Source organism: Moraxella ovis (assembly GCF_900453105.1).
Lineage (GTDB): Bacteria > Pseudomonadota > Gammaproteobacteria > Pseudomonadales > Moraxellaceae > Moraxella > Moraxella ovis.
In genome coordinates this window covers 2,131,180-2,145,243 of record NZ_UGPW01000001.1, presented here as the reverse complement: position 1 = coordinate 2,145,243, position 14,064 = coordinate 2,131,180, and the positions used below count along the sequence as shown (strand labels likewise).

Below are 14,064 nucleotides of genomic sequence, written 5' to 3'. Positions count from 1 at the left end.
AGAATTCAGCATGGCGCATCAGCCAGCGAACTCTGGGAAATCCAGCAAATCCACAAGAAATAAAAAGCCCAAAAAGAGCCAAAGCTTTGTTACGCATCGTGATAAGGCGCTTGGGCTGAATAAATCTGCCTTGCCGCACAGTATCATTGAGGTGGTGAGCACTTTAAATAAGGCGGGTTTTGAGGCGTACATCGTGGGGGGCGGTGTGCGCGACAGTCTTTTGGGGCTTGCACCTAAGGATTTTGATGCAGTGACAAGCGCTCGACCGCATGAGATTAAGGCGATTTTTGGTGGTCGTTGCCGTATCATTGGGCGACGCTTTCAGCTTGCGCACGTCTATTCTGGGCGTGAGATGATTGAGGTGGCGACCTTTCGTGCCCCGCCCAAAGATGACACCCACACTACCGAAGAGGGTATGATTACCCGTGATAATGTGTGGGGTGATATTAATCAAGATTTTGCCCGTCGTGATTTTTCGATCAATGCCTTGTATTATCAGCCGATTAAGGGCGAAGTACTTGACTTTTGTGGCGCGATTGACGATGTCCAAAATCGCACGCTGCGCCTGTTAGGCGATGCTAAGACTCGCATCGAAGAGGATCCCGTACGTCTGCTGCGTGCGCTGCGTTTTAAGGCGAAGTTGGGCTTTGATTTTGATCGTGCTTTGGGCGCGCAGTTCCACGAGGATAATTGGGCGCTGCTTGAGCAGGTATCGGCGCATCGTCTGTATGACGAATCCCAGAAGATGTTCTCAGGGGGTTATCTGACCCCGCTGTTGCCGATTCTGTTCGAGCATGGGGCGATGGATCATCTGATGGCGTATGCGCCAAATGAGCCAACGCCGCTAATGCTTGCCACCGCCATCAATACGGATAAGCGCGTCGGTATGGGTAAGGGTGCTAATCCTGCGTTCTTTTATGCGGTATTGTTGTGGGAAAATTACCTGTATCAGCTGGCCAAGTTTAAGAAAAAAGGCTTGCCATTCCATGAGGCGCAGAGCAAAGCCGCCGCAAAAGTGGTCGATGTGCAGCGCCTAAGAACCGCCATCCCTAAGTTCGCCGAAGAATTCATCACCAGCATTTGGCTCATGCAGCCTAAGCTTGCCAACCCACGCGTCCGTGACATCGTCAATCTAGAGCGCCACCCGAAATTCCGTGCCGCTTTTGATTTTCTTGTGCTGCGTGAGGCGCATGATAGGCACGAGCTGTCCGAATCGACCAATAACATGGGCGTGTGGTGGACGCGCTATCAGGATGCCGATGCAGGCACTCGCACTCAGATGGTAGAGAGCTTTGCCAGTGGTGGCAGTGCGGCAGGATTGTCATCACGCAGACGTAATCGTGGCGGCAATACCAGCGATGAGCTACTGCAGCTTCAGCAGTTATCAAGCCGCGATGAAGAGCCCAGCTCTAAGACGCCAAAGCCGTTATTCGTCGTTGATAATGCTGATGAATTTTTGCCAAATAAACCCGAGCAGTCTGCTAATAGACCCATTCCGCGCCGTCGTGATGTGATCGTTCCCGTGTTTGAGCAGGTGAATTATGGTGAGGCAGAGTTCTTAAAGCTACTCAATAACGACGAGCCGTACATTCCTGCGACTCGCTATCGTAAGCGTCGCCCATCATCAACGCTGTCAATCAAAGAGCGTGAGCAAGGCATGACTGAAGAGGATGCTCCTCAGGCAGCTATCAAGAAACGCACACCAAAACCCAAATCAAAACCAAAAACCGCCAAAGCTCAATCAAGCCATGCGGATGCGCCCAAGCCCAGACGGCGTAAAAAATCAAACGCCAAGCCGCGAGCGAGCGAATAGGTGGGCGCACGAGTCATAAGGCTGACCAGATGAGTAAATTTGTACAGATATACTTAGGACTTGGTGGCAACATCGCCAATGAGCTTGGTGATCCTACGAGTCATATTTTATCGGTGCTCGAATGTCTGCAGAGTGATGATCGCTTTATAGAGGTGAGATTGTCATCGCTGTATTCATCAAAGCCATTTGGCGTGATTGATCAGCCTGATTTTGTGAATGCGGTATTGTCTGCCAAGACGAATTTAGACCCCATGAGCTTGCTTGATTTTTGCCAAAGTCTTGAAAGCAGTGCGGGGCGAGTGCGCCTTAGACGTTGGGGCGAGCGCTCGCTTGATGTGGATGTGCTGCTTTATGATGATCAAATTATCAAAAATGATCGACTGACCGTACCGCATGCAGGCATCTTTGAAAGAAGTTTCGTTTTGGTGCCGCTGCTAGAGCTTAGCCAAGACCTTGTTATCAATGGGCAAAAAATCAATGATTTGGCATTGGCGCATGATATGTCCGAATTGACAAAAATCACAAACGGATCTTTGTCTCATTTATAAGCGCGTGTTTAAGTGCAGACGATTAAAATAAAAGGATGTTTATGAGTTATCTGACCCAAACAGCACCCATCACGTTATCAACCTTAAATAAATACAAAGCCTCTGGCGAGAAGTTTAGCTGCTTGACTTGTTATGATGCCAGCTTTGCCAGTCTCATGCGGACAGCGGGCATTGAGGTAATTTTGGTAGGTGATAGCCTTGGCATGGTCGTGCAGGGGCAGTCATCCACACTGCCCGTCACGCTTGGCGACATGGTGTATCACACTGCCAACATCGCCCGAGGTAACAGCCACGCCCTGATTATGGCTGATTTGCCATTCATGAGTTATGCTACTTTAGAAGACGCCATCAATAGTAGCCGTGCGGTGATGCAAGCGGGGGCGAATGTGGTTAAGATAGAAGGGGATGATGGCTTGTGCCAGATCATCTCCGTACTTGCCAAAAATGGCGTACCGGTGTGCGCACATTTGGGACTGACACCGCAGGCGGTGAATGTATTTGGCGGTTATAAAGTACAAGGCAGAACGGATGAACAGGCCAAAAAACTCTTAGATGACTGCCAGAAACTCGTTCAGGCAGGCGCAAGCATGCTGTTATTAGAATGTGTGCCCGCCGCTCTTGCTAAGATGGTTACCCAAAGTGTGAATGTCCCTGTCATTGGCATTGGTGCGGGTGCTGATACGGATGGTCAGGTATTGGTCATGCATGACATGTTGGGCGTTTACACGCGTAAGCCTGCCAAGTTTGTCAAAGACTTCTTGGGTGATGATGCGAACGACAATGGCGTACTTGGCGCGTTTGAGTTGTATCATAAGCAGGTCAAAGAGGGGTCTTTTCCAGCTGCTGAGCACAGTTTCAATTAGCTAGTATGGAGCGAACGACATGCACATTTTTCACAATATCAAAGAATTACAATCAGCTCTGCAGGCATGCCGCAAAGATGGCAAAATCATCGCCTTAGTGCCGACCATGGGTAATCTGCATGATGGTCATCTGTCACTTGTAAATATCGCCAAGGAGCATGCTGACATCGTTGTGGCGAGTATCTTTGTGAATCCCACGCAGTTCGGGGTGGGTGAGGATTTTGACAGTTATCCGCGCACGCTGGATGAGGATTGTGCTAAGCTTCGGAGTGTGGCGTGCGACATGGTTTTTGCGCCGAGCGTGGATGAGATGTATCCTACTTACCCGCCGCAGATTCAGGTGCTCTCTGGCGAGATTACCAAGATTCTATGTGGTAAAACTCGCCTGACGCACTTTGACGGTGTGGGATTAGTCGTCAGTAAGCTGTTTAATATTGTGCGTCCTGATGTGGCGATCTTTGGCAAAAAAGACTATCAACAGCTTGCCATCATTCGTAAGCTGAACGATGAGCTAAACTTTGGCATCAAGATCATTGGCGGTGAGATCGTGCGTGCGGATAGCGGTTTGGCATTATCTTCTAGAAATGGCTACCTGACCGCTGATGAATTGGCCGTCGCTCCAAGGCTGCATCAGGCGCTATGTGACTTTGCTGATGAATTAAGAGCTGATTTTAATATTCTGCGGTTAAACGAGCTCACCCAAAAATATCGCGATCGGATCAATGCTTCAGGATTTACGGTGGATTATCTAGAGGTGCTGACCGATAGACTGACGCCGCCTAGCAATCAAGATAAAAATTTGGTGATTCTAACTGCAAGCAACCTTGGCAAAGCAAGACTGTTGGATAATATCGAAATTCACCTAACTTAAAGGATGATCATGAGCGATTCAATCTCTATCGTTATCGTCTCGGGGCGTTCAGGCTCGGGCAAGACATCGGTATTAAATATCCTAGAGGATTTTGGGTATTATGTGATTGATAATTTGCCATTGTCGTTGGTGGATAGCGCTATTAGACGGCTAACGCTGGATGATAGCATTCATAAGATCGCGCTTGGGATTGACAGCCGTCTGCCGCTTGCAGATTTATCAAATTTCCCAGTGTTACATCAAGCGCTCATCAAGGAATATGGCGAACAGGCAGTGACGGTGCTGTATGCCACCGCCGAAGAGCGTGTGCTGGTGGCGCGATTTGGTTCGACGAGACGTGTGCATCCTTTGATGGCAACCAAAGGTAACCTACCGAACGCCATCCATAGCGAGATCGCACTGCTTGAACCCATCGCAAGTCTGGCGGACATTAAGATGGATACAAGTTTGCTAAATGTTCACGAATTAAAAGAAAAGGTTCGTGATTATCTTGGGTTTGAAAATAAGATTAATGTTAATCTACTGTCCTTTGGTTTTAAGTATGGCGTGCCATTGGATGCTGATCTAGTATTTGACATGAGAATATTGCCAAACCCGCATTGGCACGAGGAATTAAGAATATTGACGGGGCAGGACGACGCAGTAAAAGCCTTCTTCGCTCAATCTCCCGAGGTTGATGAGATGGCAGAGGACATCACGGCCTATCTTCTAAAATGGCTGCCCAAATTTGCAGACAATAACCGCCATAACATGACGGTTGCCATCGGCTGCACCGGCGGCAAACACCGCTCAGTCTACGTTAGCGAAAAAATAGAAAAGGCCTTGGCTCTCGGACTGCCTGAGCATCTAAAGGTGCGCATCAAGCACCGTGAAAAACGCCACTGGTAACCCATTAATACAAGAGTATGTTATGAATATTGACTGGTCAAAACAAGACATGCGAGTCTCTCGCACCGAAATCAAAAAATCACACGAGCGCTTGCAGGCACTGGCTACGCCACTGGCAAATTTGTCAAAAAAACAACTCGCTACTTTGCCAGTTAGTGATTATTTCTTAGATGAATTAAAACACTTATCAGACATCACCAGCGCGGCAGCGAAGAACCGCCAGATCAAGCGTGTGGGCAAGCTTATCATTGAAGAAGATCGTCATAGTCTGACGCGCGCGCTGTTTGAAATTAAGTTCACCAAAGAGCAGATAACCAAAATCGAAACATGGCTAAGCCGCTTGCAGTTGCATGATGAAAGCACGATCAAGCAATTCGTGAAGCAGTTCAATGCCAGTGAATTTAACAGCGTGTATCAGCTGCTGCTGTGGATTGCCTATGCTGAGCATTTACAGGATGATGAGCTGCTGGATGAGAGCTTGGCGGACTTTGAAAGCTATGTCAGAGAAGTAGCGATCTTATCCACCTAATGATTAATCGGATAAATTCCAAAAAGCAAAAGCCACATGATTGCTCATGTGGCTTTTTTGGTGTTCCTTGCTTTAAGTGCAAGCACTTAATCCATGCGTTTCATCCATAGTGACAGCATTCATCCATGTTGGCGATTCCATTTGCAGTATCCTTGCTGCTTGGGTGTATTATGCCAAATCAGCCCTATCGCAGCAATTAGCCAATATCGTCAATGTTTGTAAGCAATCGCTTACATGGGCTGCCTTGCGCTTTGATAAAAAAATCCGCACACTGTGGTGCGGATTTTTAAGATAATAATCTTATCTTTGCTTATTTCTTTTCGTCGCGGACTTTATTAACTAGGAAGTCAACAACTTGCGTGGCTTTCTCGCCATTGCCTGACACCACATAAGTGCCGTGAACCACGATGGCAGGAACGCCTGTCAACTGATAACGAGCCGCACCTTGCTTGGCGCGTTCGATCTTAGTGCTGACTGAGAATGAGTTATAGAAGCTGTCGAATTTGGCTTTGTCAGCGCCTTGCGATGCGTACCAATCAGCCAAGTTGTTTTGGTTGGCGATGATGTTACGCTTGCCATCTTTGTGAACAGCATCAAAAAGAGCTTGGTGGGTTTTGTTCTCAAGACCCATCTGCTGTGCAGCATAGAAGCCACGTGCAGGCACTTCCCATACAGGGTTCATGGCCGCAGGCGTGCGGAAAAACGCCACGTCTTCGGCGCGGGTTTTTGCCCATTCTTGCATGTGTGGCTCTAGGTTGTAGCAATGTGGGCAGCCATACCAGAAGAATTCACGCACCACAATCACATCGCCTGCGATATTTTCTGGATTTGCAACTTTTTGGTAATCGCGACCTTCTACGAAATCAGCGGCAAAAGCGCTGCTGGCAAGACCGATGGCAGCCGCCATGGCGGTGAATGTTAGGGTGTATTTCATGATGAAATCCTTATAAAACACATCAACAAGCAGCGAGTCGTGCTTGCTTTTTCGTACTATTGATTAAAATGAATGCTAAATTTGGCTAATTCTACCAAAAACGAGCCATGATTTAAATGTTTAAATAAAAATATGCCATAGTTTAGCCTATTTTTTGGCAGAAATGGTAACAGATTTATTAAGCTTGCCTTGCAAAGTGTTTTGATTTTGCACAAATCTTTGTAAATCGATCCATAATCTTAAAAATTGCGCAAAACTTAGCGATACAAGGTGTTCATTGTATCAAAATCAGCTGCTTATGTTCGTGGTTGTATAGCAAATTTGGCGTGAAAGTGATAAGATAGCAAGTAATTTTTGATGACAAAATAAGCGAAAAATTATGCAAACAACCACCCAAAATGTGAACGTCGATTACGATGAAATTGGTAAATTTACCACCTTGGCGAATGAGTGGTGGGACAGAAATGGCGCATTTAAATCACTGCATGACATCAATCCGTTACGCCTAAACTGGATCGAAGACCGCGTGCATGAGTGCTATGGTTCGCCTTTGATGGGTAAGAGCATCCTAGATGTTGGCTGTGGCGGTGGTATTTTATCGCATTCGATGGCGGTGCGTGGCGCGAATGTGCTTGGCGTGGATCTGGGCAATGAGAATCTACAGGCAGCGAGTATCCACGCTAATAAGACGGGCATGAGTGAGACCTTGTCATTTCGCTGTGTGGCGATCGAAGAATTGGCAAAAGAGCAGCCAGAAACCTATGATGTTGTCACGTGCATGGAGATGCTAGAGCACGTTCCTGATCCATCGGCGATCATTGAAGCGTGTTTTAAATTATTAAAGCCAGGCGGAGTGTTTGTAACCTCGACCATTAACCGTAACCCTAAGTCATACCTATTTGCCATTGTGGGCGCGGAGTATGTACTGCGCTTGGTGGATAAAGGCACGCATGATTATAACAAGTTCATCACACCTGCCGAGCTTGATCAGATGGCAATTCGTGCAGGCTTTGAGCGTCAAGACATGACAGGCTTGCATTATAATCCGATTACAAAGCATTTTTGGTTGTCGAATCGCAATGTTGATGTCAATTACATGATGTCGTTCACTAAGGCAGCAGCTGACAAGGTGGTACAATGAGTGCATTAAAGGCGGTTCTGTTTGATCTAGATGGTACGCTCATTGATACCGCGCCTGATTTTATTCGCATCATCAAGGACATGTGCGCCAAGCACAACCATCCTTGTCCAAGCGACATGGCCATCCGTGAGCAGGTATCGGCAGGTGCACGTGCGATGGTGCGACTGATGTTTGGCGATGAGTTGGGCGAGGTGGCAGATACCGATCCTAAGCTGCTTGGTTATCGTCAAGAATTCTTGGATCTATACGAGCAGGACATCTGTGTTGATAGCCGACTGTTCGATGGGTTTGACGAGCTGTTAAAATCTTTTGAAGATGCGGGGATTTGTTGGGGTATTGTTACCAATAAGCCGCGTTATTTGGCAGAGCAACTGCTGGATAAATTAGACCTTGCTGATCGCTGTTCGGTATTAGTATGCCCTGATGATGTGACCAACACCAAGCCTGACCCTGAGCCGATGCATCTGGCATGTGATCAGCTTGGCATCACCCCAAAAGACGCCATCTATGTGGGCGATCACATCCGAGACATACAGGCAGGGCGCGCATCGGGTATGCAGACGGTGGCGGTGGCATTTGGCTATATCGTCCCTGAGGAAGATCCGAGAGAATGGGATGCGGATTTTGTGGTGGCGACACCTGATGATTTGGCGGTGCTACTGAATAGACTGGTGTGACGGCTAGGATTGCATCATAAATTAAGCCTGTCATTGCTAACGGGGTGGGCATTTGGAGATTGTATAAAAACACCTAATGAGTCGTCGCCCAAATTTATTACTGATAAATCAAGATAAAACAATACGGAATACACATGCAAAGTGCACAAATTAATCATGAAGAGATTTTAAATTTCACGCCAAAAGCGGACAGTCTGCAAGATAAAATCATCCTAGTAACCGGCGCAGGCGACGGCATTGGTAAGGTTGCCGCCTTAACTTATGCCAAATGCGGGGCGACGGTATTATTATTAGGTAAGACCCAAGCTAAGCTTGAGGCGGTGTACGATGAGATCGAGGACCTAGGCTTGCCAACCCCTGCCATCTTGCCGATGGATCTGGAGAAAGCAACTTTTGCCCAGATGAATGAGCTTGCCACGCTTATCGAGAAGGAATTTGGTTGCTTGGATGGGGTGCTGCATAACGCGGCAATTCTTGGGGCGCTGACGCCTTTGGAGATGTATGACCCGATCACCTTTGAGCAGGTGATGCATATTAACACCACGGCCGTATTTATGCTGACTCAAGCCTTGTTACCGTTATTAAAAACCGCTCAAAGCGGCTCGGTGGTATTCACAAGTTCAGGCGTGGCACAAGTGCGAGCATTTTGGGGGGCGTACGCGTTATCAAAACAAGCCATCGAAGGCATGAGCGAGATTTTCACCCAAGAGACACAGCGTCTGACTGCGCTACGCTTCAACTGCATCAATCCTGGCGCGACCCGCACCAACATGCGCGCCCATGCATTCCCAGGCGAAGATCCATATACGCTAAAGACACCTGAAGACATCATGCCGGCCTATGTCTATCTGATGACAGATGAGGCAAGTGGCATCAAAGGGCAAGTGGTACACTGTCAGCCCAAATAAACCCAAAGGCGGCGTGAATGCCGTCTTTTTAGTGCTTTTGGCTAAGGCCGAATGAAAACAGGGCTGCACTTGAATTTTGTACGCACACCCGATAAAATTTATCACATATTTTTAAATTTCAATGATTGGAATTGCCGTGGAGTTATTACAACATCTTTTGATGATTTTGGTCTTGATTTTGGTATCAAGCTTTTTCTCAATTTCTGAGATTGCCTTGGCAGGGGCAAGAAAAATCAAATTAAAGCTCATCTCCGAAGGTGGCGATAATCGCGCTGATAAGATCATGCACCTACAAAAAAACTCTGCCGACTTTTTTGCCACAAGCCAAATCGGACTAAATGCGGTCGCCATCCTTGGTGGTTCGGTGGGTGAAGGGGCGCTTCGTCCTTATTTTGCCGAGCTGATTGGATATTTTTATCAAGGTCAATGGACGGAGAGCATCGCCTTTTTTACCAGTTTTACAGTAGTGACACTGGTCTTTATTCTATATGCTGACTTAATCCCCAAGCGCATCGCGATGATTAACCCCGAAAAGGTCGCCCTAGCGGTCATTAATCCGATGCTGGTGGTGATTAAGGTGGTCAAGCCCTTGGTGTGGATCATTAACGGCATTGCCAATGTGACCTTTCGCCTATTCAAGATTAACACTGTGCGAGAAGAGAGTATTACCTTTGATGACGTCTCTGCCATCATGGACGCAGGCGCAGAAGCGGGCGTGGTACTACAACAAGAGCAGCATTTTATTGAAAATGTGTTTGAGCTAGAAGAGCGTACCGTGCCGTCATCAATGACCGTGCGTGAAGACGTGGTGTATTTTACCTTGGGGGAATCTGAAGATTCCATCCGCCAAAAAATCGCCGAGTATCCTTATTCGAAGTTCTTGGTGTGTAGCGAGACCATCGATCAAGTGATTGGTTATGTTGATACCAAGGATATTTTGGTGAGATTCTTGAATAATCAGTCTTTTGTGCAGTTAAACGAATCTACCATTCGTAACGTGCTGATTATCCCTGATACGCTGACCCTTTCTGAGCTTTTGGATAAATTTCGTGCCAGTAAAGAAAAATTCGCGGTCGTCATCAACGAATATGCGTGGGTGGTCGGGGTCATCACATTGTCCGACATCATGATGACGGTCATGGGGGACTGGGGGTCGCCCATCGAAGAAGAACAGCAGATCATCCGCCGTGATGAGAATTCTTGGCTCATCGATGGTAGTACGCCCATTGATGATGTCAAGCATGCGCTTGATGTGGTGGAATTTGAAGATTGGGATCATTATGAGACGCTGGCGGGCTTTATCATGTATCGCTTGCGTAAGATTCCGCGCCCTGCCGATTTTGTTGTGCATGAAAATCTTAAATTTGAAGTGGTGGACATTGACCATTATAAGATTGACCAAGTGCTAGTGACTCGTCTGCCTGATAACATTGAAGAGACGGCAGATAGGGATTGGATGTAAATCTTTAAACATAACTACGAACAAAAAACAGTCAAATGGCATGATTTGACTGTTTTTTTATTGGGTTCTGGTTGGCTTATTAAGTCATTTGATTGAGCTGATTATCAATCCTGTCAGCTCGTTATCCATCTCATCCCAATCTATCTTTTGATGTAGGATGAGCTCTAGACGGCTGTCACCCTGTGCATCGCTGTCTTGGATGCTGATGCTCTCTTGGGTGATGTTTAGGCTAATCCAACCATCTTGAGTGTGAATGATGCCTTTGATACGAGCATAATGAGGGAGGTTTAGTAGCCATTTTTGTAGTTCATGACCATCGAATCGCCATTCTTTTGGCAGTCGCCATCCGCCCACGTGAAAGCTTGCCATCTTATCATGATAGCGATAGGGCAGCTCGGTGCTGTCTGTGTCGTTGGTTGTGTTTGTGTTTGTGGTTGCAGGCTTGACAGCCAAAGGATTTAGGGCAACTTTGATGGGCTGCAGCTTGGGCGTTGGCATTTTGCCAAGTAATGTCATAAGCTCATCGGCAGAAGTGGTGTTCATGTCAATGATCTGCACATCAGGGTGAATGCTACCGATCCAATCATTCAGCGCCTGATATTGATCAGTGCTGAGCGTCTCGGTGCGGTTGATGACGACGATGTCTGAGAATTTGACGTGCACTTGATAGCCATCGTGATTGCGATAATGCGCTTCTTGCCATTGGGCGGCATTTAGGACGCAAATGGTGGCGCGTAAGTCAAGACTGGTCTGCCAATGCGGTGCGCCCAGCTGACTTAATAGCTCATCAGGATGGGCAAGACCCGTAGGCTCGATGATCAGATGACTGGGCTTATGATCAAAGAGTAAGCGAACCAAGGCGATCTGTAGCGGTAGCTGATTGGTACAGCAGATGCATCCGCCGCTCACTTCTTTGATTGCGACATCATTATCGGTAAAAAGCTTGCCATCAATGCCAATCTTACCAAACTCATTCACCAAGATCGCCCATTTGTCCGCCATGTTCAAGGCGTTTTTGTGAGTCAGCAAGACATTAATAAACGTGGTCTTGCCCGCGCCCAGAAAGCCTGTGATGATCGTGGTTGGTGTGCGTGCGACGATGGTCATGGTTAGATCTCGATCTTATGCTGTTTGGCGGTCGCCATGCACGTCTGATAGCGCTTATCGACTCGGGTGGCGAACCAGTTGGTATTATAATCTCGGCTTAGCTTCGGCCCTGAGATGACGACTTGTGGCATGATGGCGTAGCTCGGGTCGCGTCCGTATTTTTTCTTGAACATCTCACTGATCGCGCGGTAGCTTTGAGTGTCTTCAAAGCTTTTGGTTTTTTCTTTTTTTAGGTCGCTGCGGATTTGGCGTTCGCTAATGGGTGTTGGTGCTGTCGCCAAAAGCTTGATGAGTACGGTTTCGGTTTGGCTTTTTTTGCTCAGTGGGCTACTGCCATCATAGAGCAAAAGATCGCCATCGATGTCGATTTTTTGTTTGCTTAGGCTGCTGATGCGCTGCTGAAAGGCGGCATTACGACTTGAATACATGCCAGAATTATAATCGGCGAATCGATACAGTGGCTTATCATAATCGGCCTTATACACCATGAGGCGATGAATGCCATAGTACAGACCGCCGTACTGGCTATAAAGATCAGCACGTAGGGTGCGATCGCTCATGTTGCTGCGGCGATGCGCACGCGCGTAGTCGATGTGCACCTGCATCGACCCCAGTGTGGTGATGGGGTTGATGCGCTCATCGATACCTTCGCCAGTCAGCTTGGTGATGTGGGCAAGCCCTGAGACTTTATAAGTGTTGGCAAAGTAATCAAAGATTTTTTGATACAGTTCGTCCAGTTCGCGTTCGGTTTTTACTTGCTGAATTTGCTTGATAAAGCTGTCGTCTTTGGTCGGCTTGGTTTTAAACATCGTAAGAAAGGTCTTGGCAAGTGTCTTGCCGAATTTGGCTTCTAGTTTCTCATCGATCGCCTTTAGTGAGGCGTTGCCTAGGTTTGGTACGCGCGGATCAGCATCAAAATTAGACTCTTGGTCGATGACGGCAATCGCAGTGCAGATGTTCTGAGTGTTCTTGGGGATCTTTAGTTCATCGAAGATTTTAGCAATGTCGGCCGCCCACAAGGCTCGTCCATCGACGCGCTTAGGGATGAGTTTGGTGATTTGCTTATCGGTGAGTGACTTGGTCTGCGTGGTGTCAGCAGTATCACAGGCGCACAGCAATGCAGCGCCAATCACAACAAGAGCGCGCTTTGACATGACTATGCCTTTGTATCTAGATGCAGGCGCATCAGACCTTCTTGTTGGGTGGTGGCGACGAGTTTACCATCTTGCCAAAATTGACCATGGTTAAGACCCTTGGCGTGGCTCGTCGTGTCGCTCCACATGTCATATAAGATCCATTCATTGATGTCAAATGGGCGATGAAAATGCATGGAATGGTCGATGCTGGCGACCTGCAGACCGCGACTAAGGTAGCTAAGCCCATGACTCATCAGACCTGTGCCCACCAAATAAAAATCCGACGCGAAAGCAAGTAGCGCTTGATGCACCGCTACAGGCTGCTCACCCAACTCGCTGATGCGTAGCCAGTTGGCTTGACGTGGGCGCATGGGCTTAGGTGCGATGGGGTCGCGAGGATTGATGGGCTTGATCTCAACATGGCGTTTTCGCATGAATCTTGCTTTTAGGGCTTCTGGGACGTTGCCGACATAGGATGATTTTAGCTCTTGTTCATTTAATAGCGAGTCGGGCTCTGGATATTTAGGCATCGGTTCTTGGTATTCAAGCCCGCCTTCCATGGGAGAGAATGATGCTATCATCGAGAAGATTGCCTGTTCGTTCAGCTCGCCGGCATCATTTGGCACGTACTGAACCGCGATGACTTCACGTGCTGACAGGCTTCTACCATCACGCAGGCGACGCACTTGATAAGTCACCGGCAAACGAACATCACCACCGCGCAAAAAATACCCATGCAAAGAATGACAAGGCTTGTCGTACTCTAAGGTCAATGCCCCCGCCATGAGCGCCTGCGCCAATACTTGACCTCCAAAAATCCTAGGACCAACATAATCAAAGCTGGGCGCAACGAATATGTCAGGCGCGGTTTGTTTTAGGGCGATGGTTTTTAATAAATCAGCGACCAAGTCTTTTGGGTCATCACTTTTTGCAAAAATATGAGTCATGGCGTGCGGCTATTTCGTGATTAAAATTATATATCTATAAATTGAATTGATATTCATCAAAAGACTTATTATCTATCTGCATCAGTCGATTGTCAATATTTGGCACAGTGATTATGCATGGCAATTGTGACGCATCGGTATAAATTTTATGTATTTAATCATCGCGGCCATCGTCAGGCTTGATGACTGGTGCGAGAACTTTTTTCGCCCAAATCATTCCTTAATCACAAAAAAATGGTA

Annotated in this window: 14 protein-coding genes; 10 read left to right on the top strand and 4 right to left on the bottom strand. The window is 47.4% G+C overall.

All coding sequences use genetic code 11. From position 1 onward, the window contains the following. The first annotated feature begins 10 nt into the window (after positions 1 to 10). From pcnB to yjgA, 6 genes are read left to right on the top strand one after another with little or no spacing between them, the layout of a single operon-like run. On the top strand, positions 11 to 1,813 hold the full coding sequence (pcnB, locus tag DYD54_RS10300; RefSeq protein WP_063514806.1) for a polynucleotide adenylyltransferase PcnB: 1,803 nt from the start codon (positions 11 to 13) through the stop codon (positions 1,811 to 1,813). A 29-nt stretch (positions 1,814 to 1,842) separates the two neighbouring features. Then, positions 1,843 to 2,361 (top strand): 2-amino-4-hydroxy-6-hydroxymethyldihydropteridine diphosphokinase, encoded by a 519-nt coding sequence (gene folK, locus DYD54_RS10295; RefSeq protein ID WP_063514805.1) that lies wholly within the window; start codon positions 1,843 to 1,845, stop codon positions 2,359 to 2,361. A gap of 41 nt (positions 2,362 to 2,402) precedes the next feature. Then, positions 2,403 to 3,224 (top strand): 3-methyl-2-oxobutanoate hydroxymethyltransferase, encoded by an 822-nt coding sequence (gene panB / locus DYD54_RS10290; protein WP_063514804.1) that lies wholly within the window; start codon positions 2,403 to 2,405, stop codon positions 3,222 to 3,224. A gap of 19 nt (positions 3,225 to 3,243) precedes the next feature. Next, positions 3,244 to 4,095 (top strand): pantoate--beta-alanine ligase, encoded by an 852-nt coding sequence (panC, locus tag DYD54_RS10285; RefSeq protein ID WP_063514803.1) that lies wholly within the window; start codon positions 3,244 to 3,246, stop codon positions 4,093 to 4,095. Between the two features lie 9 nt (positions 4,096 to 4,104). Further along, on the top strand, positions 4,105 to 4,983 hold the full coding sequence (gene rapZ, locus DYD54_RS10280) for an RNase adapter RapZ (protein WP_063514802.1): 879 nt from the start codon (positions 4,105 to 4,107) through the stop codon (positions 4,981 to 4,983). 22 nt (positions 4,984 to 5,005) lie between these two features. After that, the gene (gene yjgA, locus DYD54_RS10275; RefSeq protein WP_046697285.1) at positions 5,006 to 5,512 is read left to right on the top strand and encodes a ribosome biogenesis factor YjgA; all 507 of its coding nucleotides are present in this window, start codon (positions 5,006 to 5,008) and stop codon (positions 5,510 to 5,512) included. A gap of 310 nt (positions 5,513 to 5,822) precedes the next feature. Here the strand turns inward: yjgA and DYD54_RS10270 are convergent, their stop codons facing one another. Beyond that, entirely contained in the window at positions 5,823 to 6,419 is a 597-nt protein-coding gene (locus DYD54_RS10270; protein ID WP_370446617.1) for a thiol:disulfide interchange protein DsbA/DsbL, read from the bottom strand. Positions 6,420 to 6,825: 406 nt separating this feature from the next. Here DYD54_RS10270 and ubiG point away from each other — a divergent pair, with 406 nt between their 5' ends. From ubiG to paeA, 4 genes are all read left to right on the top strand, one after another. Next, the gene (ubiG, locus tag DYD54_RS10265; protein ID WP_063514800.1) at positions 6,826 to 7,587 is read left to right on the top strand and encodes a bifunctional 2-polyprenyl-6-hydroxyphenol methylase/3-demethylubiquinol 3-O-methyltransferase UbiG; all 762 of its coding nucleotides are present in this window, start codon (positions 6,826 to 6,828) and stop codon (positions 7,585 to 7,587) included. Next, positions 7,584 to 8,264, top strand: coding sequence for an HAD family hydrolase (locus tag DYD54_RS10260; protein WP_063514799.1), 681 nt, complete (start codon positions 7,584 to 7,586; stop codon positions 8,262 to 8,264). Before ubiG ends, DYD54_RS10260 begins: the two co-directional genes overlap by 4 nt. Before the next feature lie 134 nt (positions 8,265 to 8,398). Further along, positions 8,399 to 9,172 carry a YciK family oxidoreductase gene (locus tag DYD54_RS10255; RefSeq protein ID WP_063514798.1) on the top strand — a complete coding sequence of 258 codons (774 nt, stop codon included), beginning with the start codon at positions 8,399 to 8,401 and terminating at the stop codon, positions 9,170 to 9,172. Positions 9,173 to 9,308: 136 nt separating this feature from the next. Then, positions 9,309 to 10,634 carry a polyamine export protein PaeA gene (paeA, locus tag DYD54_RS10250; RefSeq protein WP_063514797.1) on the top strand — a complete coding sequence of 442 codons (1,326 nt, stop codon included), beginning with the start codon at positions 9,309 to 9,311 and terminating at the stop codon, positions 10,632 to 10,634. A gap of 84 nt (positions 10,635 to 10,718) precedes the next feature. On the opposite strand, the gene DYD54_RS10245 is transcribed toward paeA, so the two are convergent. Genes DYD54_RS10245 through DYD54_RS10235 form a run of 3 tightly spaced genes read right to left on the bottom strand, consistent with a single transcriptional unit; the run spans position 10,719 to position 13,824 of the window. After that, positions 10,719 to 11,741, bottom strand: coding sequence for a CobW family GTP-binding protein (locus tag DYD54_RS10245; RefSeq protein ID WP_063514796.1), 1,023 nt, complete (start codon positions 11,739 to 11,741; stop codon positions 10,719 to 10,721). A gap of 2 nt (positions 11,742 to 11,743) precedes the next feature. Continuing rightward, entirely contained in the window at positions 11,744 to 12,895 is a 1,152-nt protein-coding gene (locus DYD54_RS10240) for a DUF1615 domain-containing protein (RefSeq protein WP_063514795.1), read from the bottom strand. A 2-nt stretch (positions 12,896 to 12,897) separates the two neighbouring features. Further along, a complete protein-coding gene (locus DYD54_RS10235; protein WP_063514794.1) occupies positions 12,898 to 13,824 on the bottom strand; it encodes an acyl-CoA thioesterase in 927 nt (308 codons plus the stop codon). Positions 13,825 to 14,064: the final 240 nt, after the last annotated feature.

Coding starts and splice junctions, on each gene's coding strand:
- pcnB (WP_063514806.1), top strand. CDS start 11: ATGGCGCATCAGCCAGCGAACTCTGGGAAATCCAGCAAATCCACAAGA.
- rapZ (WP_063514802.1), top strand. CDS start 4,105: ATGAGCGATTCAATCTCTATCGTTATCGTCTCGGGGCGTTCAGGCTCG.
- DYD54_RS10235 (WP_063514794.1), bottom strand. CDS start 13,824: ATGACTCATATTTTTGCAAAAAGTGATGACCCAAAAGACTTGGTCGCT.
- panC (WP_063514803.1), top strand. CDS start 3,244: ATGCACATTTTTCACAATATCAAAGAATTACAATCAGCTCTGCAGGCA.
- yjgA (WP_046697285.1), top strand. CDS start 5,006: ATGAATATTGACTGGTCAAAACAAGACATGCGAGTCTCTCGCACCGAA.
- DYD54_RS10270 (WP_370446617.1), bottom strand. CDS start 6,419: ATGGCGGCTGCCATCGGTCTTGCCAGCAGCGCTTTTGCCGCTGATTTC.
- ubiG (WP_063514800.1), top strand. CDS start 6,826: ATGCAAACAACCACCCAAAATGTGAACGTCGATTACGATGAAATTGGT.
- panB (WP_063514804.1), top strand. CDS start 2,403: ATGAGTTATCTGACCCAAACAGCACCCATCACGTTATCAACCTTAAAT.
- folK (WP_063514805.1), top strand. CDS start 1,843: ATGAGTAAATTTGTACAGATATACTTAGGACTTGGTGGCAACATCGCC.
- DYD54_RS10240 (WP_063514795.1), bottom strand. CDS start 12,895: ATGTCAAAGCGCGCTCTTGTTGTGATTGGCGCTGCATTGCTGTGCGCC.
- DYD54_RS10255 (WP_063514798.1), top strand. CDS start 8,399: ATGCAAAGTGCACAAATTAATCATGAAGAGATTTTAAATTTCACGCCA.
- DYD54_RS10260 (WP_063514799.1), top strand. CDS start 7,584: ATGAGTGCATTAAAGGCGGTTCTGTTTGATCTAGATGGTACGCTCATT.
- DYD54_RS10245 (WP_063514796.1), bottom strand. CDS start 11,741: ATGACCATCGTCGCACGCACACCAACCACGATCATCACAGGCTTTCTG.